Below are 22,717 nucleotides of genomic sequence, written 5' to 3'. Positions count from 1 at the left end.
ACCATGCGGCCACGTTTTACCCGCCTGGAAGCCCCCATGTCCGACCGTCTGACTCTTCTGCGTCCCGATGACTGGCACATTCACCTGCGCGATGGCGCGGTGCTGCCACACACAGTCGGCGATGCCGCGCGCACTTTCGGCCGCGCCATCATCATGCCCAACCTGGTACCGCCGGTGCGCAATGCCGCCGAAGCCGATGCCTATCGCCAGCGCATTCTCGCAGCACGCCCGGCCGGCAGCCGCTTCGATCCGCTGATGGTGCTCTACCTCACCGACAACACCAGCCCCGAGGATGTGCGTGCGGCCAAGGCCAGCGGTTTCGTGCATGCCGCCAAGCTCTACCCGGCCGGCGCCACCACCAACTCCGACTCGGGCGTCACCAGCATCGACAAGATCTTCCCGGTGCTCGAAGCCATGGCCGAAGTCGGCATGCTGCTGCTGGTGCACGGCGAAGTGACCCGCGCCGAGATCGACGTGTTCGACCGCGAGAAGGCCTTCATCGACGAGCACCTGACCCGCGTGGTCGAGCGTTTCCCGACGCTCAAGGTGGTGTTCGAGCACATCACCACCCGCGATGCGGTGCAGTTCGTCGAGGCCGCCTCGGCCAACGTCGGCGCCACCATCACCGCTCATCACCTGCTGTACAACCGCAACCACATGCTGGTCGGCGGCATTCGCCCGCACTTCTATTGCCTGCCGATCCTCAAACGCAACATCCACCAGGAAGCCCTGCTCGACGCCGCCACCAGCGGCCACACCAGGTTCTTCCTCGGCACCGACTCGGCGCCGCACGCCAAGCACGCCAAGGAAGCCGCCTGCGGCTGCGCCGGCTGCTACACCGCGTTCGCGGCCATTGAGCTGTATGCCGAGGCCTTCGAGCAGCGCAATGCCCTGGACAAGCTGGAAGCCTTCGCTAGCTGCCACGGCCCGGATTTCTATGGCCTGCCGCGCAACAGCGACAGCATCACCCTGGTGCGTGAAGACTGGAGCGTGCCGGCCAGCCTGCCGCTGGGCGACAACAGCGTGGTGCCGCTGCGCGCTGGCGAAACCCTGCGCTGGAAATTGCTGGAGGCTCAGGCGTGAGCGAAGACAACTACGACGACGAACTCGAACCCAGCCTGCCGGCCGGCCCGCGCACGCCCATGGCGGCGCGCTTTCGTGGCTACCTGCCGGTGGTGGTGGATGTGGAAACCGGTGGATTCAACTGTGCCACCGACGCCTTGCTGGAAATTGCCGCGACCACCATCGCCATGGACGAGAGCGGCTTCCTTTACCCGGATCACACCCATTTCTTCCGCATCGAGCCCTTCGAGGGTGCCAATATCGAAGCGGCGGCGCTGGAGTTCACCGGCATCAAGCTCGACCATCCGCTGCGCATGGCGGTGAGTGAAGAGCATGCCCTCGGCGAGATCTTCAAGGGCCTACGCAAGTCGATCAAATCCGCCGGCTGCAAGCGCGCGATTCTGGTCGGGCACAACAGCAGCTTCGACCTGGGTTTCCTCAATGCCGCGGTGGCGCGTTGTGGCATCAAACGCAACCCTTTCCACCCCTTCTCCAGCTTCGACACCGCCACCCTGGCCGGTCTCGCCTATGGCCAGACCGTGCTGGCCAAGGCCTGCCAGACCGCCGGCATCGAATTCGACGGCAAGGAAGCGCACTCGGCCCGTTACGACACCGAGAAGACCGCCGAGCTGTTCTGCGGCATCGTCAACCGCTGGAAGGAAATGGGCGGCTGGGACGAATTCGATCAGTAATCCCCTCCTCTCTCGCGCACATGAAAAAACCGGCTGAGGCCGGTTTTTTCATGTGCGCGGAATCTCGGGAAAATCAGTATTGACGCCGGACTGGCAAGTTTGTGTGAGTGCTCGGGGGTTAAGTATTCAAGCTGCTTATCGGCGTCTGCTGATATCTCTCGTTTCGCCCTCCCGGGCGAGTCACTTTTGGGGCAAAAGTAACCAAAACCTCCGCCCGGTCATCCGGCCCTGGCTGCGCCAGGGTTCGTTCACTCCATCGCCGTTCCAGAGGCCCGCCGCGGTGGGCCATCCTTGGCCCATCGCGGCTCTCGCGACATCCATGTCGCTCAACCTCTTCCACGACGATTCCGCTCACCCTCCTGGGCGGGCTCTGCACGCGCCTGAACCAGCGGTAACCCAGAAGTAGCACTGAGTGGTTGCACATGGGTCAGCCTTAGGGCTGACCGGGATGCCGGCTGAAAGCCGGCATGCTACCCAGGCGAATGAAACTGCGCGAATGAAAGTTTTGGTTTAATTCGGCAGCCAAATCGCGGCTCCACAGCTACCAGAGCACGCCGGGCATGCCCGAAACCGATGTACGTTCAGGCGCGCTAACTCCCCCTTCAGGAGGCCGAACGTAGGCGCTGCGCAGGGGGCGAGTGGCATGGATGCCGCGAGAGGCTTAAAGGGCCAGGGACGGCCCTTGTAAGCCGACCCCGGAGCGGTGCCGGAGTGAGGGAAGTCGAGCACAGCGAGACCCGGATGGCGGGGGTGCGTTTCTTTTGCTTACTTTTCTTTGCGCATTTCAAAGAAAAGTGAGTCGCCCGAGGGGGCGAAACAGGGAGTTTCTGCACACACCGCAGCGGCGTCCAAAACACCACACAAACTTGCCAATCCAGTGTCAACCATGCATTCCCCTGAAAATGCGATAAACCTGTTTTCATGCCTGAACAGCGGAGCAATACCGTTCGTCAGGAGATGCGAGCATTCGCAACCGATCTTTGACAAGCATTCTCATTAACATTAGTATCCGAGCCATCGAACAGAACAACCTAGACGAGCCTTGCCCATGTACGTCTGCCTCTGTGAAGGTGTCACCGATACCCAGATCCGCGAAGCGGTCTATGAAGGCTGCTGCAGCTACCGCGAAGTACGCGGCGCCCTCGGCATCGCCAGCCAGTGCGGCAAGTGCGCCTGCCTGGCCAAGCAGGTGGTGCGCGAAAGCATCGCCGAAGTGCAGAGCAGCCAGGCGGGCCTCGCCTACCCGGCGAACTTCGTCGCCGCCTGATCGTCCCTGAATATGAAAAAACCGGATCATGGATCCGGTTTTTTTATGCCTGCCGTTCGCCTCAGAGCCTGCTCAGACGGGGCCGCCCAGGTGAGGCTGGCCCTCTAGGATCTTTTCAATGTCGTTTGGCCGACGCGCAGCAGCGCTTTGATCAGGCTATCCGCGATAGGCCTCGAACAGCCCTGTGGCGCCCATGCCGCCGCCCACGCACATGGTGACGATGCCGTAACGCAGCTCGCGGCGCTGCAACTCGCGCACCAGGTGGCCGACCTGGCGCGAGCCGGTCATGCCGAAGGGGTGGCCGATGGAGATGGAGCCGCCATTGACGTTGTACTTGTCGTTGTCGATCTCGAGCTTGTCGCGGCAGTACAGGCACTGCGAAGCAAAGGCCTCGTTGAGTTCCCACAGGTCGATGTCGGCCACGCTCAGGCCCTTGGCCGCAAGCAGCTTGGGTACCGAGAATACCGGGCCGATGCCCATTTCGTCCGGCTCGCAGCCGGCCACGGTAAAGCCGCGGAAGTAGGCCTTGGGTTTGAGGCCCAGCTCCAGCGCTTTCTCCAGGCTCATCACCAGAGTCATGGAAGCGCCGTCGGACAGTTGCGAGGCATTACCGGCGGTGACACTGCCGGCCGGGTCGAATGCCGGTTGCAGCTTGGCCAGGGATTCCAGGGTGGTGTCCGGGCGGTTGCAGTCATCAGCCTCGACCACCCCCTCGACGATCTTCTTCTCGCCGCTGGCCTTGTCTTCGAGCAGGTACTTCACCGCCATCGGCACGATCTCGTCGGCATACAGGCCTTCAGCCTGCGCCCGCGCCGTGCGCTGCTGGCTCTGCAGGGCGTAGGCGTCCTGGGTTTCGCGGCTGATACCGTAGCGGTTGGCGACGATCTCCGCGGTCTTGCCCATGGGGTAGTAGATGCCGGGGTTTTCCTCTTGCAGCAGCGGGTTGAACAGGTTGTCCATATTCATGCTTTTCAAGGTCATGGTGATGGACTCGACGCCACCGGCGACGATGATCTCGCTGCAACCGGAGGCTACCTGATTGGCGGCGATGGCAATGGCCTGAAGGCCCGAGGAGCAGAAGCGGTTCAGCGTCATACCCGCCACCGGGTTGCCCAGGCGTGACAGCACCGCGACGTTGCGACCGATGTTCATGCCCTGCGCGCCCTCATTGGAGCCAGCACCGACGATGCAGTCGTCGACCAGCTTCGGATCGATGCCGTTGCGCGTCAGCAACGCATCGACGCAATGGGCGGCCATGTCGTCCGGCCGAGTCATGTTGAACTTGCCACGGAAGGACTTGGCCAGGCCAGTCCGCACGCTGTCGACGATCACCACTTCACGCATGACGCACCTCGTTGTTATTGGATGGCGAATGGCGAGAAGATAAATCCAGCCGAGCACATGCTGCGACCATCATTGATCTGGCGTATACGGGCCGATGCAGGGGCGTAGCCCGGATGCAATCCGGGTCGATCAGCGCGACAGAGCATCAATCCTTGGCGAACGCCGCTTCGATGGCCTCGTTGATGGTGCGCAGTACCTTGACCCGAGCGAAGCGCTTGTCGTTGGCCTCGATCAGTGTCCAGGGCGCGATCTCGGTGCTGGTGCGGTCGACCATATCGCCCACGGCATCGGCGTAATCGTCCCACTTGTCACGGTTGCGCCAGTCCTCTTCGGTGATCTTGAAGCGCTTGAAGGGGATCTTCTCGCGCTCCTTGAAGCGCTCCAGTTGCGTCTGCTGATCGATGGCCAGCCAGAACTTCAGCAGAATCACCCCGGCGTTGGTCAGCTCCTCCTCGAAGTCGTTGATCTCACCGTATGCACGCAACCAGTCAGCCTGGCTGCAGAAGCCCTCGACCCGTTCCACCAGCACCCGGCCATACCAGCTACGGTCGAAGATGGTGAAATGCCCGCGCGCTGGGATATGCCGCCAGAAGCGCCACAGATAGGGCTGAGCGCGTTCCTCTTCGGTCGGCGCCGCCACCGGCACGATACGGTACTGACGCGGATCCAGCGCGCCCGTGACGCGGCGGATGGCGCCGCCCTTGCCAGCGGCATCGTTGCCCTCGAAGACGGCGAGCAAGGCGTGCTTGCGCATGCGTTTGTCACGCATCAGGCCGGACAGGCGCGCCTGTTCGGTGGCCAGTTGTTCCTTGTAGTCGTCCTTGTCCAGTGCCTGGGTCATGTCCAGGCTGGCCAGCAAACCGCGATTGTCCAGGCTGGAGACCAGCGGCGCCGAATGTGGCTGCAACTTCGCGCCCTGCGGATTGGCCAGCGCCGCCTGCAGACCTTCGAGCAGAATGCGCCCGACGGTGAGACTGCGGTAATAGTGATCGACACCCTCGACCACGTACCAGGGCGCGTAGTCGCGACTGGTGCGGCGCAAGATACGCTCGCCGTAGCGCACGAACTTGTCGTAGGTCTTCGACTGCTGCCAGTCCAGCGGGCTGATGCGCCAGCTATGCAGCGGGTCGTCCTTGAGCGCTTCGAGGCGCGCCTTCATGTGCTGCTTGGACAGGTGAAACCAGAACTTGAAGATCAACGCACCCTCGTCGCAGAGCATGCGCTCCAGGCGCTCGGCACCGTCGATGGCCTGATCCAGCACGGCATCCTTGAAGTGGCCATGCACCCTGCCCTGCAGCATCTGGCTGTACCAGTTGCCAAAGAACACACCCATACGCCCTTTCGGCGGCAACTGTCGCCAATAGCGCCAGGCCGGTGGCCGCGCCAATTCTTCATCGGTCTGTATATCGAAGGTGCTGACCTGAATCAGCCGCGGATCCATCCACTCGTTGAGCAGTTTCACCGTCTCGCCCTTGCCGGCGCCCTCGACGCCGTTGATCAGCACGATCACCGGAAAACGCGCCTGCTGCTTGAGCTCGTACTGTGCCTCCAGCAAGGCCTCGCGCAGCGCCGGCTCTTCGGCCTCGAACGTCTCTTTATCGATACTGCGGCCGATTTCGGCGGACTCGAACATGCAATGGCCTCCCTGGAATGGTCATGACAGCCTAACGGATAGGCGGCGACTTTGCCTGACGGCGGCTCGACACGAATTGACCTGCGCCGGGTAAACGACCGGCGCAGCGGTTAGCAGGCTGTTGAAAAACTACCTGCGTTGCCATTGCTACGTTAAAAACAGCCTCAAAATGCTCATTTACAACACGTAAACTGCGCTTTTTCGGCTGTTTTTGCCTTGCACTGGCTGCCTCGCCTACGTTTTTCAACAGCCTGCTAGAATCGCCGCCTGTTTTACCGGAAGCTCATCATGTCCGATGCTCACAACGCCCAGCTCGACTGGGACGAACACGGCCAGCCGCTGTCGCGCAGCTATGGCGACGTGTATTTCTCCCGCGCCAATGGCCTGGAGGAGACCCGCCACGTTTTCCTCGCCCATAACCAGATCATAGAACGCTGCCAGGCCCTGCCGGCCGGTGGAAGACTGGTGATCGGCGAAACCGGCTTCGGCACCGGGCTCAACTTCCTCTGCGCCTGGCAGGCCTTCGCCGAGCACGCTCCAGGCGATGCGCGGCTGCACTTCGTCAGCGTGGAGAAATTCCCCCTGACCCAGGCGGATCTGCAACGCGCCCTGAACCTGTGGCCGGAACTGGCGCCCTACGCCGAGCAGTTGCTGGCGCAGTACCGCGCCATCCATCCTGGCTTCCAGCGCCTGCTGCTGGGCGGCGGTCGTGTGGTGCTGACGCTGATGATCGGCGACGTGCTCGAATGCCTGCCGCAGCTCGATGCGCAGGTCGACGCCTGGTTCCTCGATGGTTTCGCCCCATCGAAGAACCCGGAAATGTGGACTCAGGCGCTGTTCACCGAGCTGGCGCGGCTGTCGGCACCGGGCGCGACACTGGCCACCTTTACCAGTGCCGGCTTCGTTCGGCGCGGGCTGATCGAGGCAGGTTTTGCTGTGGTGCGGGTCAAGGGCTTCGGCCACAAGCGTGAGATGCTCGCCGGCCCCTTCCAGGGCGAACCGGCCCAGCGCCCTGCCCCCTGGTTCGCCCGCCCGGCACTACCGGCCGGCGAGCGCCGGGCCGTGGTGATTGGCGCCGGCCTGGCCGGCTGTGCCACTGCGACGAGCCTGGTCGCACGGGGTTGGAGCGTAACCCTGCTGGAGCGTCACGACGATGTCGCCCGCGAGGCGTCGGGCAATCCGCAAGGGGTGCTCTATCTGAAGCTGTCGGCCCATGGCACCGCGCTGTCGCGGCTGATAGTCGCCGGTTTCGGCCATACCCGCCGCCTGCTCGAACGCCTGCAACATGGCACTGACTGGGATGCCTGCGGCGTGCTGCAACTGGCCTTCGATGCCAAGGAAGCCGAGCGCCAGGGCAAACTGGCCGCCGCCTTCCCCAGCGACCTGCTGCTGCCGCTGCCCCAGGCCGAAGCCGAAGAGCGCGCCGGCATCGGCCTGCCGGCCGGTGGCCTGTTCTACCCGGATGCCGGCTGGGTGCACCCGCCGGCACTGTGCCGATACCTGGTGCAGCATCCATTGATCGAACTGCGCCCCTATCAGGAGGCGTTGAGCCTGAGCCGACAGGATGACCACTGGCGCGTCGAAGGTCAGAACGGCGTGCTAGCCGAGGCGCCCGCTCTGGTGCTGGCCTGCGCCGCCGAGATCGGCCGCCTGTTGCCACAAGCGAACCTGCCGCTCAAACGCATTCGCGGGCAGATCAGCCGCCTGCCGGCCAGCGAGGCCAGCAGCGCGCTGCGTACCGTGGTCTGCGCCGAAGGTTACGTCGCGCCCGTGCGTGCTGGGGAGCACACCCTGGGCGCCAGCTTCGACTTCCACAGCGATGACCTTGCCCCCAGCGTGGCCGAGCATGCCGGCAACCTCGACCTGCTGCGGGAGATATCCCCTGATCTGACCGAACGCCTGGATGCCCAGGCGCTCGACCCCGCCACCCTGCAAGGCCGCGCCGCCTTTCGTTGCACCAGCCCTGACTACCTGCCGTTGGTAGGCCCGCTGGCCGAGCAGTCGGCATTCGCCGAGGCCTACGCCGTGCTGGCCAAAGATGCCCGCCAGATGCCGGATGTGCCCTGCCCCTGGTTGCCGGGGCTGTATATCAACAGCGGCCACGGCTCGCGCGGTTTGATCACCGCGCCACTGTCGGGCGAGCTGATCGCCGCCTGGCTGGAGGACGAACCGCTGCCAGTGCCGCGCGACGTGGCCGAGGCCAGCCACCCCAATCGCTTTATGCTGCGCACGTTGATTCGCGGGAGTTGATCGACGGTGCGCAAGTTGGCGCGTAGGGTGCGCCGTGCGCACCGAATCGATCCAGCCATTAAACCCTAGCCTCGACAAGCACCGGCCTGGGCTTGCGGAACACCAGCACGTTACCCAGCATCACCAACCCCAGGCCAAGCAGCGCCGGGGCTGTCCATTGGTAGCCTTCCAGGAATACCGAGATGTTTAGCGCCACCACCGGGAACAGCACGGTGCAGTAGGCCGCGCGCTCCGGCCCCATGCGTCCGACCAGGGTCAGGTAGGCGGTAAAACCGATCACCGAGCCGGGAATCGCCAGGTACAGCAGCGAGCCGACATAACGCAGATTCCACTCGAAAGCGAACGGCGTGCTGCTGACCAGGCAGATCACGACCAACATCGAGGCGCCATATAGCATGCCCCAGGCATTGGTGGTCAGCGGCTTGAGCCCAGCCTTCTGCTGCAGGCTGGAGAGCATGTTGCCGGCAGAGAAGAACAACGTGCCGCACAGCGCCAGGCCGATGCCCAGCAGGCTTTCGCGGCTGGCCTCGTGCCCGGCCAGCTCCGGCCAGAACAGCAGCCCAAGACCGACCAGCCCCAACGCACCACCGAGCAATACATTGGCGGCGATGCGCTGCTTGAAGAACAGCCGCGCATTGATCGCATTCCACAGGGTTGCAGTGGAGAAGATCACCGCGATCAGCCCGCTCGGAATCCACTGGCTGGCAGTGTAGAAGCACAGGAAATTGAGGCAGAACAAGCACAGCCCCTGTACCAGGCAAATGCCTTGGCCACGACGATCCAGTGGCTGCAGGCGACCACTGAAGCAGAGCATGGCGAACAGCACGGCCGCGGCCAGGGCGAAGCGATAGGCGATGGAGGCAGCCACGGCCACCTCGCCCATCTGTAATTTGATGGCGATCCAGGTGGTGCCCCAGATCAGGACGGTCAGCAGGTACAGAGACAGGTTCATCAAGTGTTCTCCAGGACTGGGCACAGTCTGGAGCCGGCGCGCACCCTGCGCTTGCATGAAGTTGCGCATTTTTCAAAGCGCCATCACTGCCTGCCATCGCGCGCGAAGCTTTATCATGCGGATTTCGTCAGCCAGGTCATCTTCACCGCATGCTTTCTGCCGTCGCGCGCTACAAACAATTGTTGTCCACCACCCTCGCCCGCTATTTCCCCCGCACCACCGCCTACCTGCGCGCCGAGCGCGAGGCCGCGCAGCCACGCAAGCCCGTGCGCAAGCAGAGCAAGAAGAAATCTACCGCCAACAAGAAAAGCGGCAGCAAGGCCACCGGCGGCAAACCCGGCCCCGCCGGCATCTACCCCAGCACCCGGCTGAAGATCGAAGAGGCGCAGGTGCAGGCCATGCGCGAGCGCGTGGCCCAGGCGGTGAGCGCCGGGCTGATCGGTGCACCATCGGACGAGCAGTGGGCGATGATTCTTTGCCGCGCCCCGCTGGCGCGCATCTTCGCCGGCGCCGGCTCGGGCAAGTCGAGCACTCTGGTACTGCGTGTGGTGTTCCTGCTCTGCCACCTGGAGGTCGAGCCACAGCGCCTGACAGTGATCTCCTTCACCAACGCCTCCTGCAACGAACTGCGCGAACGCCTGCAACGCCTGCTCGACTTCTGGCACTACCCGCACGACGCGCGCCAGTGCGTGCGCACTTTCCACGCGGCCATGGCGACGCTGGCCAAGGAGCGCCTGGACAACCCGCGCTGGTTCGAGCAACTGGACGACCCCAGCGACGAACCGGACAACCCGTTAGCTGGTGGGCGCCTGCGCCCTGCGCAGCAGCGCCTGCTCAAGCAGGCTTACCAGCATGCCTACGCCGATGATGCGCGCTTTCGTGGCCTGACTCATCGCCTGCTCGAGCTGCCCGCTCCCGAGGAGCCTCCCAAGGGCAAAGCCAAAGCGCCGCTGGATACCTGCAAACTGCCCGGCGAATTCGCCGCCCTGCCGCTGTTCGAGCTGCTGCACGGGCAGATCGATTTCGCCGAGAGCCTCGGCATCCGCCTCGATCGCCTGGACGTGAAAAGCCTGGATTGCGCCACGCGCGAACGCGACGTCATCGAAGCCATGCAACGCTTCCACCAGCACTTCACTAACCTGCTGCACAGCCAGGGGTTGATGTGCTTCAACGGTGCCTTCGCGCAACTGAGCGAAGGATTGAGCACCGACAACGGCAAGCCTGGCCCGGCCCTGCTCGCCCTGAGCCACCTGCTGATCGACGAGTTCCAGGACATCTCGCCACAGATCGTGCTGTGGCTGCAGGCCGTGCACCGCCGCCTGCACCGCGCGGGCGAGCGCATCAGCCTGATGGCCATTGGCGATGACTGGCAGTCGATCTACGGCTGGCGTGGCAGCTCGCCGGAGCTGTTCATCGACTTCGACCGGCACTTCCCCAGCCGTGGACGCGGCAAGAGCACCACCCTGCTGCTGAGCACCAACTACCGCAGCATCGAGCCAGTAATCCGCGACGGCGAAAAGGTACTGGCAGGTGTTCAGACCAAACAGGGCAAGACCTGCATCGCGGCCAGGGCCATGCAACCGGGCGATCATGGTGTGAAGCTGATCCTGCGCTTCGACCTGGCCAGCGGACTGCCGGCACTATTGAAGGAAATCACCGCGCAGTGCCAGCACGTCAGCCAGCGTCGCAACGCGGATCGCACCGCCGTGCTACTGCTCAGCCGGCGCAACGAACCCTTGCAGCAGGTGCGCGCGCAACTGGACAAGACACTGCCGGTCAGAACCCTGACCATCCACCGCGCCAAGGGCCTGCAGGCCGAGGTGGCGATCATCCTCGATGACTGCCTACCGGTGGATAAACACCCGCTGCGCAACGCGCTCTATGCCCAGTGCGGCTTTTTCCGCCAGAGCTACGACCAGGCCATGCAGGACGAAGCCAGGCGCCTGGCCTACGTGGCCATCACCCGTGGCGTGAGTCGGGTGCTGTGGTACACGCGCAAGGCTCAGGGCGCTACGCAATGCTTGGCAGCCAGCCGGGCAATCGCGCAAGCTGCGGACTGATCGGCACTTCGGGATTTTCCATGGACAAACTGCTGGCTCTGCGCACCTTCGTCGCCACCGTCCGCTGCGGTGGCTTTTCCGCTGCGGCGCGGCAACTGGGGCTGGCCACTTCCTCGGTGACCCGCACGGTCAACGCCCTGGAGCAGGAGCTGGGCTGCGTGCTGCTCAACCGCAACACGCGCCAGGTCAGCGTCAGCGAGGCCGGACGGGACTATTTCGAGCGCGCCCTGGCCATCCTCGATGCGCTGGACGAAGCCGATGCCGCCGTGGCCGACAAGGGTGAAGAAGTGCGTGGCCACCTCGCGGTGAGCATGCCGGTGGAGTTCGCCCGACGCATCGTCGCTCCGCACCTGGGCGAGTTGCTCACCCGCCACCCACAACTGGAACTGACCCTGCGGGTCACCGATGAAGTGGTCGACCTGCTCGGCGAACGTATCGACCTGGCCCTGCGCCTGGGTTCTTCCATCGTCAGCGACGACGTGGTCAGCCAGCGCGTCGGCAGTTTCCGGCGCTGGCTGGTGGCAAGCCCACAATATCTCGCTCGCACCTCACCCATCGCCCATCCGGATGCACTCCAGGCACACACCTGTCTGCAGTTCGACTATGGCAGAGCGACCCGTTACTGGCGCTTCGAGCAGAACGGCACGACGCTACAGGTGCCCATCACAGGGCGCCTACACAGCAACAACGCCGATATCCTGCGCCAGGCGGCCCTGGCCGGCCAGGGGGTCGCACTGCTGGCGGACTGGCTAGTGCGTGAGGATGTGGAAAGCGGCAAGCTGCAGCGCCTACTACCCGAACATGAAGTGGCCCCTGGGCCCCACGACGGTGCCATTCATCTACTGTATCTGCCCAATCATCGGGGCTCGAAACGCATCGCCGCCTTCAGTGAATTCCTCCAGGCGTTGCTGCAAGGCTGAAAGTCTTTGCGCACTGCGCAACGCACTGTTGCTGGACGAGTGGATTCTCCGCCTGGCGCCACATCCCTAACCTTGCGCCTGCCTTCCCTTTCGCCGAGATACCAGCATGACCAGCCAGAGTTCCTCGCTCACCCACGAATCTCCATCCCTGCCACAAGCCCTGGTGCTGCTGTTCGCCCTGTGCTGTGGTGCCATAGTCGCCAACCTCTACTATGCCCAGCCGATCATCGAGCTGATCGCTCCGGATGTCGGCCTGAGCGCCGAGCGCGCCAGCCTGATCGTCTCACTGACGCAGATCGGCTATGCCCTGGGTCTACTGTTTCTGGTGCCGCTGGCGGATCTGCTGGAAAGCCGCCGGCTGATGCTGATCACCACTGCCGCCGCCCTGCTCTGCCTGCTTGCAGCGGCCTTTGCGAAGCAGCCGGATCTGTTCCTCGGTCTGGCACTGCTGATCGGTTTGAGTTCGGTTTCGGTGCAGATGCTGATTCCCCTGGCCGCCAACCTGGCACCGGAGGCCAGCCGTGGCCGCGTGGTGGGCAATATCATGAGCGGCCTGTTGCTGGGCATCCTGCTGGCTCGCCCCTTGGCCAGCCTGGTGGCCGGTGAGTTCGGCTGGCGTGCGGTATACCTGATGGCGGCTGCCCTGATGCTGCTGATCACCCTGGTGATCGCCACTACCATTCCACGCCATGTCCCCAGCCATCGCGCCAGCTACGGGCAATTGCTGGCTTCGCTGGCGCACCTGCTGCACCGCTATCCCACATTGCGCCGCCGCGCGCTCTACCAGGCCATGATGTTCGCCAGTTTCAGCCTGTTCTGGACGGCGGCGCCGCTGGAGTTGGCGCGTCATCTGGGCCTGAGCCAACAGGACATCGCCCTGTTCGCCCTCGCCGGTGCCATCGGCGCAGTTGCGGCGCCCATTGCCGGGCGCCTGGCCGATGCCGGCCATACCTGGCGCGCCAGCCTGGTGGCACTGATCCTGGCCCCGCTGGCCTTCGCCCCCAATCTACTCAACCATGGGCTGGGCTGGATCGGCCTGGTCGCTACCGCCATCGTGTTGGATTTCGCCGTGCAGATGAGCATGGTGCTGGGCCAGCGCACCATCTACGCCTTGGAGCCGCAGAGCCGCGCCCGCCTCAATGCGCTGTACATGACCAGCATCTTCATTGGCGGCGCCATCGGCTCGGCGCTGGCCAGCCCGATCTACGAGCGCTTCGGCTGGCAAGGCACGGCCTTGCTGGCCGCCGCACTGCCGCTGCTGGCCCTGGGTAGCTTTCTGCGCAGCGGCAGGTGATCACACCCGCCGAGCGACTGTGCTTCACTCGCGGTACGAAGCCCGGCCAGGATTAAGGAGGCATTGCCATGGCAACCATGAAGATTCACGAAGGCGGCTGCCTGTGCGGAAACATCCGCTTCGCCACCAAAGGCCAGGCGCTGCGGCCGCACACCTGCTCATGCCGGATGTGCCAGCGCCACTCCGGGGCGTTGACCCAGAGCTGGGTCGAGTTCGCCGCCGACCAGGTCGAGTGGATCGGCCCAGGTGGAGCACCGGCCACCTGGCGCTCGTCGGAGTGGTCGAGCCGGGCGTTCTGCCCGGTGTGCGGCAGCACCATCGGCGCCATCGACGACGAACCGACGCTGGCCATTGCCGTGGGCGTCTTCGACTCCCACAAACGCAAAGCACTGGCGCCGCAATACCATTCCTACGTTTCCAGCCGCCCCCGCTGGTGGTGCTTGCAACAACCGGATCAGGACTGAAGGCTGACACGCAGCGTGCCATGGGGCGGCCCGCACATTTGCCGCCATACATGGTGGCAAAAACGGCAGGCAACAAAAAACCCGCCGAAGCGGGTTTCTTCCCAACCATCCAACATCCTGTCGGTAGCCATCTTGGCCTGGTCATCTTCCGTGATCCTCAGCGATCCATCGCTGCAGGGGATGTGTGTAGATTAGAGATCTCACCGGGATGGCAGAAGTGGCGCTTACCGTCATGACGTGTAAGACATTCGCCATAGACGAGCAGGATCATTTCCCGATCATGCGTGCCAGCACGTCTTCGCCGCCCTGGTGACGATGGATGAACGCCATCGCCACATGGCCGATGATAAGTGCCAGCAGCAGCAAGCCGAGGTTGCCGTGAAGCAGGCTGGCCGGCGCGATCATCCATTCGATCTTGCCGTCGCTGAAGCCCGGCATGAGGGTCATGCCGAAGGCCACGAACTCGCGGCCAGAGCCGTACTGACGAAGCAACGCGATAAAGGGAATCACGAACAGCAGGCCATAGAGCGTCAGGTGGCCGAGCCGCGCCAGGCTACTGACCGCTGTCGGCCGCCGGTTGCGACTGTAGAACGCCCACCCCAGGCGAATCACCACCAGGATCATCAGCAGCAGCCCGGTTGCCTTATGCGTGCTCCAGGCGAAGGAGTCCAGCGCACTGTCCGGCAAGAGCACATGTGCCAGCACGGTCACGAACTGCCAGCCAAGCAGGACAGCCATGCTCCAGTGCAGCAGACGGGTGACGGTGCCATAGCGCTGCGCGCAATCATGCAGATTCGACATCGTGGTTCCTCTTCAATGTCATCGACGAAATCGCTGCCAGGCTGGAACGACCTGACCGCGGCAAATACCTTTGCCACAGGCAAGGGTGCCCAAGCCTGAGTCACAGAGGCGAATTCAGATGTTAGCGAGTATGTCGTAAAAGCCTCGCAGCGAGCCCTTGCCGGCAATGGCAAGGGCTCGCCGGGCCATCAGCTTTCGCGCAACGCTTCGCGGGCCTCGCGCCAGGCATGGTGCTGCGGCTCCTGCCAGATACGGGCGTGCAGGCGGGCCATGCCGTCGGGGTCGTTGAGCAGACGCCAGCGCGTCGCTTCGACACGGCCTTCGGGGCCGGCGGCAAGGATTTCCTCGATGCGCTCGTCGCGTAGCGCTTCGGCGGCCGGAACCACCTTGGCATGGCGGGCACGGGCCATGGCGCAGACCAGGGCGTTGTACAGCGGGTCGACCACTGCCCGGACGAAGCCCTTGCGCAGCGCCCGCGCGCTGTTCAGGCGCTCGTATTCAGCGGTGTTGCTCAGCTCACGCGGCACCTCGTGCTCCTCCGGGATGAGGAACAGCTTGCCGCGCCGCGCTGCCAGACCGGGCGCGGTACGGCTGGTGAGCACCGACACCACCGGCGAGAGGATCAGCGACACGACGATGGGCGCCAGCCACCAGAGGAAGTCGGGGTTCAGCCAGGCGACCAGCGCCGTCCAGCCGAGGCCGATGAGCACCTGCGAGCCATGCCGGCGAAACGCTTCGCTCCAGGGCGTGGAGTCATCCACCCGTTGCGGCGAGTTCCACTGCACGGACCAGCCGAGGAAGGCGGCGGTGACGAACAGACTGTGGAACAGCATGCGCACCGGCGCCAGGAGCACCGAGCAGGAGGCCTCCAGCAACATCGACAGCAGCACGCGCATGCGCCCGCCATAGGCTTCGGCGCCCTGAATCCAGATCAGCAGCACGCTGAGCAGCTTGGGCAGGAACAGCAGGGTCATGGTGGCCGAGAACAACGCCACGGCCTCCTGCGGTTGCCAGCGTGGCCACAGTGGATAGAGCTGGTTGGGCTGCAGGAAGTACTCCGGCACCATCAGCGTATGGATCGCCAGCAGGCAGGTGGACAGCACCAGGAACAGCAACCACAGCGGTGCCGAGAGGTAGGACATGACGCCGGTGAGGAATACCACGCGGTGCACCGCGTGCATGCCGCGCACCAGGAACAGGCGGAAGTTCATCAGGTTGCCATGGCACCAGCGCCGGTCGCGCTTGAGCTCGTCGAGCAGGTTCGGCGGCAGTTCTTCGTAGCTGCCAGGCAGGTCGTAGGCGATCCACACGCCCCAGCCGGCACGGCGCATCAGCGCAGCCTCGACGAAGTCGTGGGAGAGGATGGCCCCGGCAAACGCCCCCTTGCCCGGCAACGGCGCCAGAGCACAGTGCTCGATGAAGGGTTTGACCCGGATGATCGCGTTGTGGCCCCAGTAGTGCGACTCACCGAGCTGCCAGAAGTTGAGGCCGGCGGTGAACAGCGGGCCGTAGACGCGCGTGGCGAACTGCTGCAACCGGGCATAGAGGGTGTCCATGCCCGAAGCCTTCGGCGCGGTCTGGATGATCCCGGCACCGGGGTTGGCCTCCATCAGGCGCACCAGGCGGGTCAGGCATTCGCCACTCATCACGCTGTCGGCGTCGAGCACCACCATGTAGCGGTAGTTGCTGCCCCAGCGCCGGCAGAAGTCATCGATGTTGCCGCTCTTGCGCTTCACCCGGCGCCGGCGACGGCGGTAGAAGATATGGCCGAAGCCTTCCACCTCACGACACAGCTCCATCCAGGCCTGTTGCTCGGCCACGCAGATGTCCGGATCGTTGCTGTCGCTGAGGACGAAGAAGTCGAAATGCTCGAGCTGGCCGGTGGCCTTGAGCGACTCGAAGGTGGCACGCAGGCCGGCGAACACGCGTGGCACGTGCTCGTTGGCAATGGGCATGACCAACGCGGTACGGGCCTTGGGCGAAATTGGCTCATCGCCGCAGGAGGTGGCGGAAATGCTGTAGCGATCACGCCCCTTGAGCAACTGGAAGAACCCCATCAAGGCTGTCCAGAAGCCCATCGACACCCAGCAGAACAGCAACGCGAACAGCGCCAGGATGCTGGTCTGCACCACGTAAGGCAGGATCTGCCGCGCCGACTCCAGCCAGGGCTGCTCGAACACCAGGCGCAGATCCACCAGCGACCAGCCCTGATAAGGCAGCACCGATTTCATGTACCAGGTGGCAACCACCGTCTGCACGATCATCAGCACCATCAGGGCGGCACGGCGCACCGCGGCCACATGACGCCAGTGCTCCTCACTGAAGTCCTCCGACTCGCGGGTACGCGGGCGTGGCGTATGCTGGCCGCTCTTCAGGCGCCACCAGCCGCGCTCGAGGATGTTGGTCTGCCAGGGCTCGGGCACCATGCGGGTGCGCTTGATCGGCGGGGTCGACTCGATGGTCGGCCGCCCCTGGTGATCCTGCACCAGGCGGCAGCCACGCTCCATGGCGTCCGGCCAAGCCATGGACAGGCGCACGGGAACCGACTCGAGCAGTTCCCGGGTTTCCTCCTCCACCACCGGCGAGGCGGCTTCAGGGGCCTGCAGGGCATGGTGCAGCTCGGCCAGATCGCCGCCCTCCTCAAGGCGGCGCTCCAGTTCCTGTTGCTGAGCCTGGTCCAGGGGCAGTTCTTCCAGGTACTCCTGGATCAACGTGGCATCGGGGGACTTATTCATGGGCAGGTAGCTGATAGCTCCAGGTTTCCGACAGGGGCTTGCCGTCCTCGATCAGGGCAGCACGCATTTCCACCGGCTGCGCCGGATCCTTGACCTTGACCCGCAGCGTCAGGCGCCAACCCTTGCTCACCGGGTTGTAACGCAGATTCTTCTCCACGATATCGGCGTTGCCGTCGACGCTGATCTGCGGCTCGATGGGCGCATCGGGCTTGCGTTCAGCCAGTACCGGGCCGGCGAAGTCCACCACCAGGGCGGTGCTGCCATCGGGCTGACGGATCAGGTTGGCCTGTTTCACGTCGCCCTCGGACAGACGGGTCTGGGTGACCATGGCCAGCTTGGGATCATGCAGCTTGGCATCGTCGCGACTGAAATGCAGGCGGTAGTGCACGTCCAGCGCCTCACCGGGGGCCGGCTGCTGATCCGGGCGCCACAGCGCGACGATGTTGTCGTTGGTTTCATCGGGCGTGGGAATTTCCACCAGCTCGACCTGGCCCGGGCCCCAGTCCCCCACGGTTTCCACCCAGCCGCTGGGACGCAGCTCGTAGCGGTCGTCGAGGTCCTGGTACTGGGCGAAGCTGCGGCCGCGCTGCATCAGACCAAAGCCACGGGGGTTGTCGATACGGTAGCTGCTGACATTGAGGCGCTTGGGGTTGTTCAGCGGGCGCCACAGCCACTCACCGTTGCCGGCATGGATGGCCAGGCCATCGGAGTCGTGCAGCTCGGGGCGGTAGTTGGGACGCGGCCAGGGCTGGTTGGCACCGAACAGGTACATGCTGGTCAGCGGCGCGATACCGAGTTTTTCCACCGGCTCGCGCAGATAGACCTTGGCCTGCACGTCGAGCACGCTATCGCGGCCCGGGTCGATCTCCATGCGGTAAGCGCCGGTGGCACGCGGCGAATCCAGCAGAGCGTAAAACAGCAGGGTGCCACGGTCAGGCTGCGGCTTCTCGATCCAGAACTCGGTGAAGCGCGGGAACTCCTCGCCGGACGGCAGTGCGGTGTCGATGGCCAGGCCGCGGGCGGACAGGCCATAGACCTGGCCCTTGCCGACGATGCGGAAATAGCTGGCGCCAAGCACGCTCATCACCTCGTCCTGCTTGCCCGCCTCGTTCAGGGGGTGAACGACCTTGAAGCCGGCAAAGCCCAGATTCTTGAGGTCGTCCGGGTTGAGCTTGAGGTCGGAGAAATCGAACATCTCCGGCGAGTACTTGATTTCATGGGTGCCCGTGGCGGTCACCTCGTTGATTTTCACCGGCACGTCGAAGTGCATGCCCTGATGGAAGAAATACAGCTGGAAGGGCGTCTTGCCATCTCTCCAGTGTGCATGATCCTCACGGAAGCGGACTTTCTGGTAATCGGCGAAAGGCAATTCGCGCAAAGCAGCAGGCAGCCGACTTTGCGGGGCACTGTAGCGTTCTGCGGCGAGCGCCTTGGCCTTGACGGCCACATCATCCAGGTCGAAAGCCCATGCGTGTGCGGCAAACAACAAGGGCAAAGTACTCAGAATCAACCGGCCGGTCTTGCCCAGACGGGTTGCAGAACGACGACTCATTGACACACAGCCTCCAAGGCATACGGATTGACGCGCAGCGAGCACCCCACGGGTTGCCGCTGCACGGGGATCAAAGTTGGGCGAAAATGGTGCAAGGGAAAACGCAGAAACGGCATGCTGACACAGACGAATGCTGGCCAATAGCATGCACGTTTTTTCTGCGCATTATTACCAGATCGCGATGCCCAGCACAGGGGCTCACACAGGTATATTTTTCGCCTCCTTGAGCCGCCCCCTCAACGGCGCGGCAATAGCTCGAAACGGGCCTCCTGCACGGTCTCCGAATCCAGGCCAAGCTGAACACGGAAAGCACCTGGCTCGCTGACATGGCGCAGGCTGGCATCGTAGAAACGCAGCATGGGTTCGTCGATGTCGAAACTCAGCTCACGCGCCTCGCCTGCCTCAAGCTTGACCCTGCGAAAATCCTTGAGTTCCTTAACCGGACGGATCACCGAAGCGGCCTCGTCACGCAGATAGAGCTGCACGACCGTAGCACCGGCGCGGCTTCCAGCGTTTTTCAGGGTCACGCTGACACGAATCTTTTCGTCAGGCCCCATGCGCTCGGCGGACAGCTTCGGTGCCGAAAGCTGGAAGTCGCTGTAACTCAAACCGTAGCCGAACGGATACAGCGGGCCGTTGGGCTCCTCGAAATACTGCGAGGTGTAGTTGCCCGGCGTGCCGGGAGTGTAAGGGCGGCCCAGACGCAGATGGTTGTAATAGGTGGGAATCTGCCCCACCGAACGCGGGAAGGTGATCGGCAGCTTGCCCGACGGGTTGTGGTCGCCGAACAGCACATCGGCGATGGCGTTGCCGCCTTCGATGCCGCTGTACCAGGTTTCCAGCATGGCGTCGGCGTTTTCCTTCTCCCAGCCGAGCGCCAGTGGCCGGCCGTTCATCAGCACCAGCACCAGGGGTTTGCCGGTGGCCTTGAGGGCACGCAGCAGGGCCTGCTGACTGTCGGGCAGATCCAGGCGAGTACGGCTGGAGGACTCGTGCGACATCCCACGCGCCTCGCCCACGGCAGCGACGATGACGTCGGCCTGAGTCGCGACGCGCACGGCCTCTTCGAGCATTTCCTGCGGCGTGCGCTTGTCCAGCACCACTTCCGGGCGATCCCAGTTGAGCTGGTTGAGGTAGTTGATCACATGGGCGTCATCGGTGACGTTGGCACCGACGGCATAGAGCAGCTTGCCGTGGCCTTTGAGGGCCGTCTCCATACCCTTGCGCAGGGTCACCGCCTGCTCGGCCACGCCGACCGCCGACCAGCTACCAAGCATGTCCACCGGCGAGTCGGCCAGCGGGCCGATCAGGGCAACGGTGGCGTTCCTGTTCAGCGGCAGGGTGTCACCATGGTTTTCCAGCAATACCAGGGAATCGCGCGCCATGGCACGAGCATCGGCACGGTGCAGGCGGCTTTCGGCATTGACGTCGGCCGGATCGTCCTCGGCGCGGCCGATGCGGCGGAAAGGATCATGGAACAGGCCGAGTTCGTACTTGGTGCTCAGCACGTGGCTGACGGCCTCGTCGAGCACCGCCTGCGGCACCACGCCGTCGCGCACCAGACCCGGCAGCTCCTGATCGTACAGGGTGTCGGCCATGCTCATGCCAACGCCTGCGGTGATGGCCAGGCGCGCAGCTTCGCGGCCATCTGAAGCAACACCGTGGCGAATCAGCTCAGTGATGGCACCGTGATCGCTCAGCGCCACGCCCTTGAAGCCCCAATCGCGGCGCAGCAGGTCACGCAGCAGCCAGGTATTGGCCGAAGCCGGCACGCCATTGATGGCATTGAGCGCCACCATCACCCCGCCGGCACCGGCCTCGATAGCCGCGTGGTAGGGCGGCAGGTAGTCCTGGTACATGCGCATCGGGCTCATGTCCACCACGTTGTAGTCACGCCCCCCCTCCACCGCGCCGTACAGAGCGAAGTGCTTGACGCTGGCCATGATGTGCTGGGGCGAACTCAGATCGTCGCCCTGGTAGCCCTTGACCATGGCGGCGGCGATCTTCGACACCAGATACGGATCCTCGCCGAAGCCCTCGGAAGTGCGCCCCCAGCGCGGATCACGGGAAATATCCACGGTGGGCGCGAAGGTCATGTCCAGGCTGTCGGCGCTGGCCTCGAAGGCGGCGATGCGCGCGCTGTTCTCGATGGCCGGAATGTCCCAGCTCGAAGCCAGACCGAGGCCGATGGGGAAGGTGGTGCGATGACCATGGATGATGTCGTAGGCGAAGAAGATCGGAATACCCAGGCGGCTGCGCATGGCGGCTTCCTGCATGGGCCGGTTCTCCGGGCGGATCACCGAGTTGAAGGTGGCGCCGATGCGCCCGGCGGCGATTTCCTCACGGATACGCTCGCGCGGCATGTCGCCGCCAATGCTGATCAGGCGCAGCTGACCGACCTTTTCTTCCAGCGTCATGCGCCCGATCAGGTCGTTGATGAAGGCATCCTTGTCATCCAGCGAGGGGGCAGCCAGGGCGAGAATGGGGGGGCAGAGCAGAGAGGCAAGAGCGAACGAGCGCAGTGGTTTCATCGAGGGCAGCATCCAACCGGGAGTCATTGTTCGAGTGGCCGCCAAGATACCCCGACTCAAGGCATCGCGCGTTGCGGCGAAGGAAAAATTATTCACTTGCACAGACTTGCGCTTTTTATCGCGAAGGACTGGCGTGCCGGCCTAGTGAGCGTAGCATCCCCTGCAAAGGAGACTTCGATGGCGCAACTCGAACACCTGCAGGTATTCCAGACCATGAGTCGCTCGCCCAATGCGCGACTGCACGGCCTGGCCCATCTGGGCGACGGTCTGGCCCTGGCGCACTGGAGCAACGCCCATGACGTACGCGACTACCTCGCCCCCAGCCATCATACCCTGTCATGCTACCTGAGCGGAGGCACCGGTACTTTTCGCCGCGAGCATCCGGGCAACAAGGGTGCCCCGGATCGCCTGTGCATCATGCCGGCCGAACACGAGTCGGCCTGGATCATCAATGGCCAGATCCAGCTCGTCCACCTCTATGTGGAGCAGGAGCGCTTCGCCCTCGGCGCGGTTACCTTGCTCGACCGTGAACCGCGCAGCCTGCAACTGCAGGAAGCCACCTTCCTCGAGGATGCCGAGCAGGCGGCGCGCTTTCGCCAGCTATGCCGGCTCGACTGGCAGGAGCCCGGCGAACGCCTGCTGACCAGCAGCCTGGCGCATGAGTTGCTCGACCACGCCCTGCTGAACCAGGTTGGGCTGCGCCCGGGCCTGCGCCTGAAAGGCGGCCTGGCCCCGGTGCAACGCCGCCGTCTGCGCGAACATATCGAGCAGCACCTGGCCGAACCGCTGTCGCTGGGCGAGCTGGCAAGCCTCTGCGCGCTGTCCGAATACCATTTCGCGCGGATGTTCCAGACCAGCTTCGGCCTACCGCCACACCGCTACGTGCTGGCCCGTCGCCTGGCCCGCGCCTGCCACCTGCTGCGTCACTCGCGCCTGCCACTGGGCGAAGTCGCTATGGCCTGCGGCTTCGCCAGCCCCAGCCACTTCAGCAACCGCTTCCGCCTGGCGCTACGCGCAACGCCAGGCCAGTACCGCGCCGCCTTCCAGGGCTGAGCCTCTCTCGCCCGCAAGCGGGCTTCTGAGCGAGTGGTCACGGCTGCGCGTCGACAATCTCGCCAAGGCGCCTGCTAATCACCGCGCGGCTATGCGAAAATCTGCGG

General features: G+C 64.2%; 16 protein-coding genes. 9 read left to right on the top strand and 7 right to left on the bottom strand.

What is annotated here, in order from left to right:
- Positions 1–36: 36 nt before the first annotated feature.
- The 3 genes from pyrC to PVE35_RS07950 all read left to right on the top strand — a co-directional run bounded on the left by pyrC (position 37) and on the right by PVE35_RS07950 (position 3,021).
- Positions 37–1,083 (top strand): dihydroorotase, encoded by a 1,047-nt coding sequence (pyrC, locus tag PVE35_RS07960; protein WP_277374307.1) that lies wholly within the window; start codon positions 37–39, stop codon positions 1,081–1,083.
- The gene (rnt, locus tag PVE35_RS07955) at positions 1,080–1,754 is read left to right on the top strand and encodes a ribonuclease T (RefSeq protein WP_277374306.1); all 675 of its coding nucleotides are present in this window, start codon (positions 1,080–1,082) and stop codon (positions 1,752–1,754) included. Before pyrC ends, rnt begins: the two co-directional genes overlap by 4 nt.
- Before the next feature lie 1,048 nt (positions 1,755–2,802).
- Positions 2,803–3,021, top strand: a complete 219-nt coding sequence (locus PVE35_RS07950) for a bacterioferritin-associated ferredoxin (RefSeq protein ID WP_277374305.1) — start codon at positions 2,803–2,805, stop codon at positions 3,019–3,021.
- A 156-nt stretch (positions 3,022–3,177) separates the two neighbouring features.
- Here PVE35_RS07950 and PVE35_RS07945 read toward each other — a convergent pair whose 3' ends face one another.
- Positions 3,178–4,365 (bottom strand): thiolase family protein, encoded by a 1,188-nt coding sequence (locus PVE35_RS07945; RefSeq protein ID WP_277374304.1) that lies wholly within the window; start codon positions 4,363–4,365, stop codon positions 3,178–3,180.
- A gap of 145 nt (positions 4,366–4,510) precedes the next feature.
- The gene (pap, locus tag PVE35_RS07940) at positions 4,511–5,998 is read right to left on the bottom strand and encodes a polyphosphate:AMP phosphotransferase (RefSeq protein ID WP_277374303.1); all 1,488 of its coding nucleotides are present in this window, start codon (positions 5,996–5,998) and stop codon (positions 4,511–4,513) included.
- A gap of 288 nt (positions 5,999–6,286) precedes the next feature.
- On the opposite strand from pap, the gene mnmC reads away from it, so the two are divergent.
- Complete coding sequence (gene mnmC / locus PVE35_RS07935; protein WP_277374302.1) at positions 6,287–8,248, top strand: bifunctional tRNA (5-methylaminomethyl-2-thiouridine)(34)-methyltransferase MnmD/FAD-dependent 5-carboxymethylaminomethyl-2-thiouridine(34) oxidoreductase MnmC; 1,962 nt, start codon at positions 6,287–6,289, stop codon at positions 8,246–8,248.
- Between the two features lie 58 nt (positions 8,249–8,306).
- On the opposite strand, the gene PVE35_RS07930 is transcribed toward mnmC, so the two are convergent.
- On the bottom strand, positions 8,307–9,200 hold the full coding sequence (locus PVE35_RS07930; protein WP_268182540.1) for a DMT family transporter: 894 nt from the start codon (positions 9,198–9,200) through the stop codon (positions 8,307–8,309).
- A 149-nt stretch (positions 9,201–9,349) separates the two neighbouring features.
- Here PVE35_RS07930 and PVE35_RS07925 point away from each other — a divergent pair, with 149 nt between their 5' ends.
- The 4 genes from PVE35_RS07925 to PVE35_RS07910 all read left to right on the top strand — a co-directional run bounded on the left by PVE35_RS07925 (position 9,350) and on the right by PVE35_RS07910 (position 13,938).
- A complete protein-coding gene (locus PVE35_RS07925; RefSeq protein ID WP_277374301.1) occupies positions 9,350–11,260 on the top strand; it encodes a DEAD/DEAH box helicase in 1,911 nt (636 codons plus the stop codon).
- Between the two features lie 20 nt (positions 11,261–11,280).
- Positions 11,281–12,180 carry a LysR family transcriptional regulator gene (locus PVE35_RS07920; protein WP_268182535.1) on the top strand — a complete coding sequence of 300 codons (900 nt, stop codon included), beginning with the start codon at positions 11,281–11,283 and terminating at the stop codon, positions 12,178–12,180.
- Between the two features lie 106 nt (positions 12,181–12,286).
- Positions 12,287–13,474 (top strand): MFS transporter, encoded by a 1,188-nt coding sequence (locus tag PVE35_RS07915; RefSeq protein WP_268182534.1) that lies wholly within the window; start codon positions 12,287–12,289, stop codon positions 13,472–13,474.
- Between the two features lie 68 nt (positions 13,475–13,542).
- A complete protein-coding gene (locus PVE35_RS07910; RefSeq protein WP_277374300.1) occupies positions 13,543–13,938 on the top strand; it encodes a GFA family protein in 396 nt (131 codons plus the stop codon).
- 267 nt (positions 13,939–14,205) lie between these two features.
- On the opposite strand, the gene PVE35_RS07905 is transcribed toward PVE35_RS07910, so the two are convergent.
- From PVE35_RS07905 to bglX, 4 genes are all read right to left on the bottom strand, one after another.
- Positions 14,206–14,739 carry a cytochrome b gene (locus PVE35_RS07905; RefSeq protein ID WP_277374299.1) on the bottom strand — a complete coding sequence of 178 codons (534 nt, stop codon included), beginning with the start codon at positions 14,737–14,739 and terminating at the stop codon, positions 14,206–14,208.
- A 188-nt stretch (positions 14,740–14,927) separates the two neighbouring features.
- On the bottom strand, positions 14,928–17,474 hold the full coding sequence (gene mdoH, locus PVE35_RS07900; protein WP_268182526.1) for a glucans biosynthesis glucosyltransferase MdoH: 2,547 nt from the start codon (positions 17,472–17,474) through the stop codon (positions 14,928–14,930).
- A complete protein-coding gene (locus tag PVE35_RS07895) occupies positions 17,467–19,026 on the bottom strand; it encodes a glucan biosynthesis protein G (RefSeq protein ID WP_277374298.1) in 1,560 nt (519 codons plus the stop codon). Before PVE35_RS07895 ends, mdoH begins: the two co-directional genes overlap by 8 nt.
- A 236-nt stretch (positions 19,027–19,262) precedes the next feature.
- Positions 19,263–21,557 carry a beta-glucosidase BglX gene (bglX, locus tag PVE35_RS07890; RefSeq protein ID WP_268182522.1) on the bottom strand — a complete coding sequence of 765 codons (2,295 nt, stop codon included), beginning with the start codon at positions 21,555–21,557 and terminating at the stop codon, positions 19,263–19,265.
- A 177-nt stretch (positions 21,558–21,734) separates the two neighbouring features.
- Here bglX and PVE35_RS07885 point away from each other — a divergent pair, with 177 nt between their 5' ends.
- Positions 21,735–22,610: an AraC family transcriptional regulator gene (locus PVE35_RS07885; protein WP_277374297.1), complete on the top strand. Its 876-nt coding sequence runs from the start codon at positions 21,735–21,737 to the stop codon at positions 22,608–22,610.
- The last annotated feature ends 107 nt before the right edge of the window (positions 22,611–22,717 follow it).

Source organism: Pseudomonas sp. AA-38 (assembly GCF_029457475.1).
Taxonomy (GTDB): domain Bacteria; phylum Pseudomonadota; class Gammaproteobacteria; order Pseudomonadales; family Pseudomonadaceae; genus Aquipseudomonas.
Note: the sequence above shows the minus strand (reverse complement) of the source record. Positions and strands in the feature narration are given on the sequence as shown.

Coding starts and splice junctions, on each gene's coding strand:
- pyrC (WP_277374307.1), top strand. CDS start 37: ATGTCCGACCGTCTGACTCTTCTGCGTCCCGATGACTGGCACATTCAC.
- PVE35_RS07950 (WP_277374305.1), top strand. CDS start 2,803: ATGTACGTCTGCCTCTGTGAAGGTGTCACCGATACCCAGATCCGCGAA.
- PVE35_RS07945 (WP_277374304.1), bottom strand. CDS start 4,365: ATGCGTGAAGTGGTGATCGTCGACAGCGTGCGGACTGGCCTGGCCAAG.
- pap (WP_277374303.1), bottom strand. CDS start 5,998: ATGTTCGAGTCCGCCGAAATCGGCCGCAGTATCGATAAAGAGACGTTC.
- mnmC (WP_277374302.1), top strand. CDS start 6,287: ATGTCCGATGCTCACAACGCCCAGCTCGACTGGGACGAACACGGCCAG.
- PVE35_RS07930 (WP_268182540.1), bottom strand. CDS start 9,200: ATGAACCTGTCTCTGTACCTGCTGACCGTCCTGATCTGGGGCACCACC.
- PVE35_RS07925 (WP_277374301.1), top strand. CDS start 9,350: ATGCTTTCTGCCGTCGCGCGCTACAAACAATTGTTGTCCACCACCCTC.
- PVE35_RS07920 (WP_268182535.1), top strand. CDS start 11,281: ATGGACAAACTGCTGGCTCTGCGCACCTTCGTCGCCACCGTCCGCTGC.
- PVE35_RS07915 (WP_268182534.1), top strand. CDS start 12,287: ATGACCAGCCAGAGTTCCTCGCTCACCCACGAATCTCCATCCCTGCCA.
- PVE35_RS07910 (WP_277374300.1), top strand. CDS start 13,543: ATGGCAACCATGAAGATTCACGAAGGCGGCTGCCTGTGCGGAAACATC.
- PVE35_RS07905 (WP_277374299.1), bottom strand. CDS start 14,739: ATGTCGAATCTGCATGATTGCGCGCAGCGCTATGGCACCGTCACCCGT.
- mdoH (WP_268182526.1), bottom strand. CDS start 17,474: ATGAATAAGTCCCCCGATGCCACGTTGATCCAGGAGTACCTGGAAGAA.
- PVE35_RS07895 (WP_277374298.1), bottom strand. CDS start 19,026: ATGAGTCGTCGTTCTGCAACCCGTCTGGGCAAGACCGGCCGGTTGATT.
- bglX (WP_268182522.1), bottom strand. CDS start 21,557: ATGAAACCACTGCGCTCGTTCGCTCTTGCCTCTCTGCTCTGCCCCCCC.
- PVE35_RS07885 (WP_277374297.1), top strand. CDS start 21,735: ATGGCGCAACTCGAACACCTGCAGGTATTCCAGACCATGAGTCGCTCG.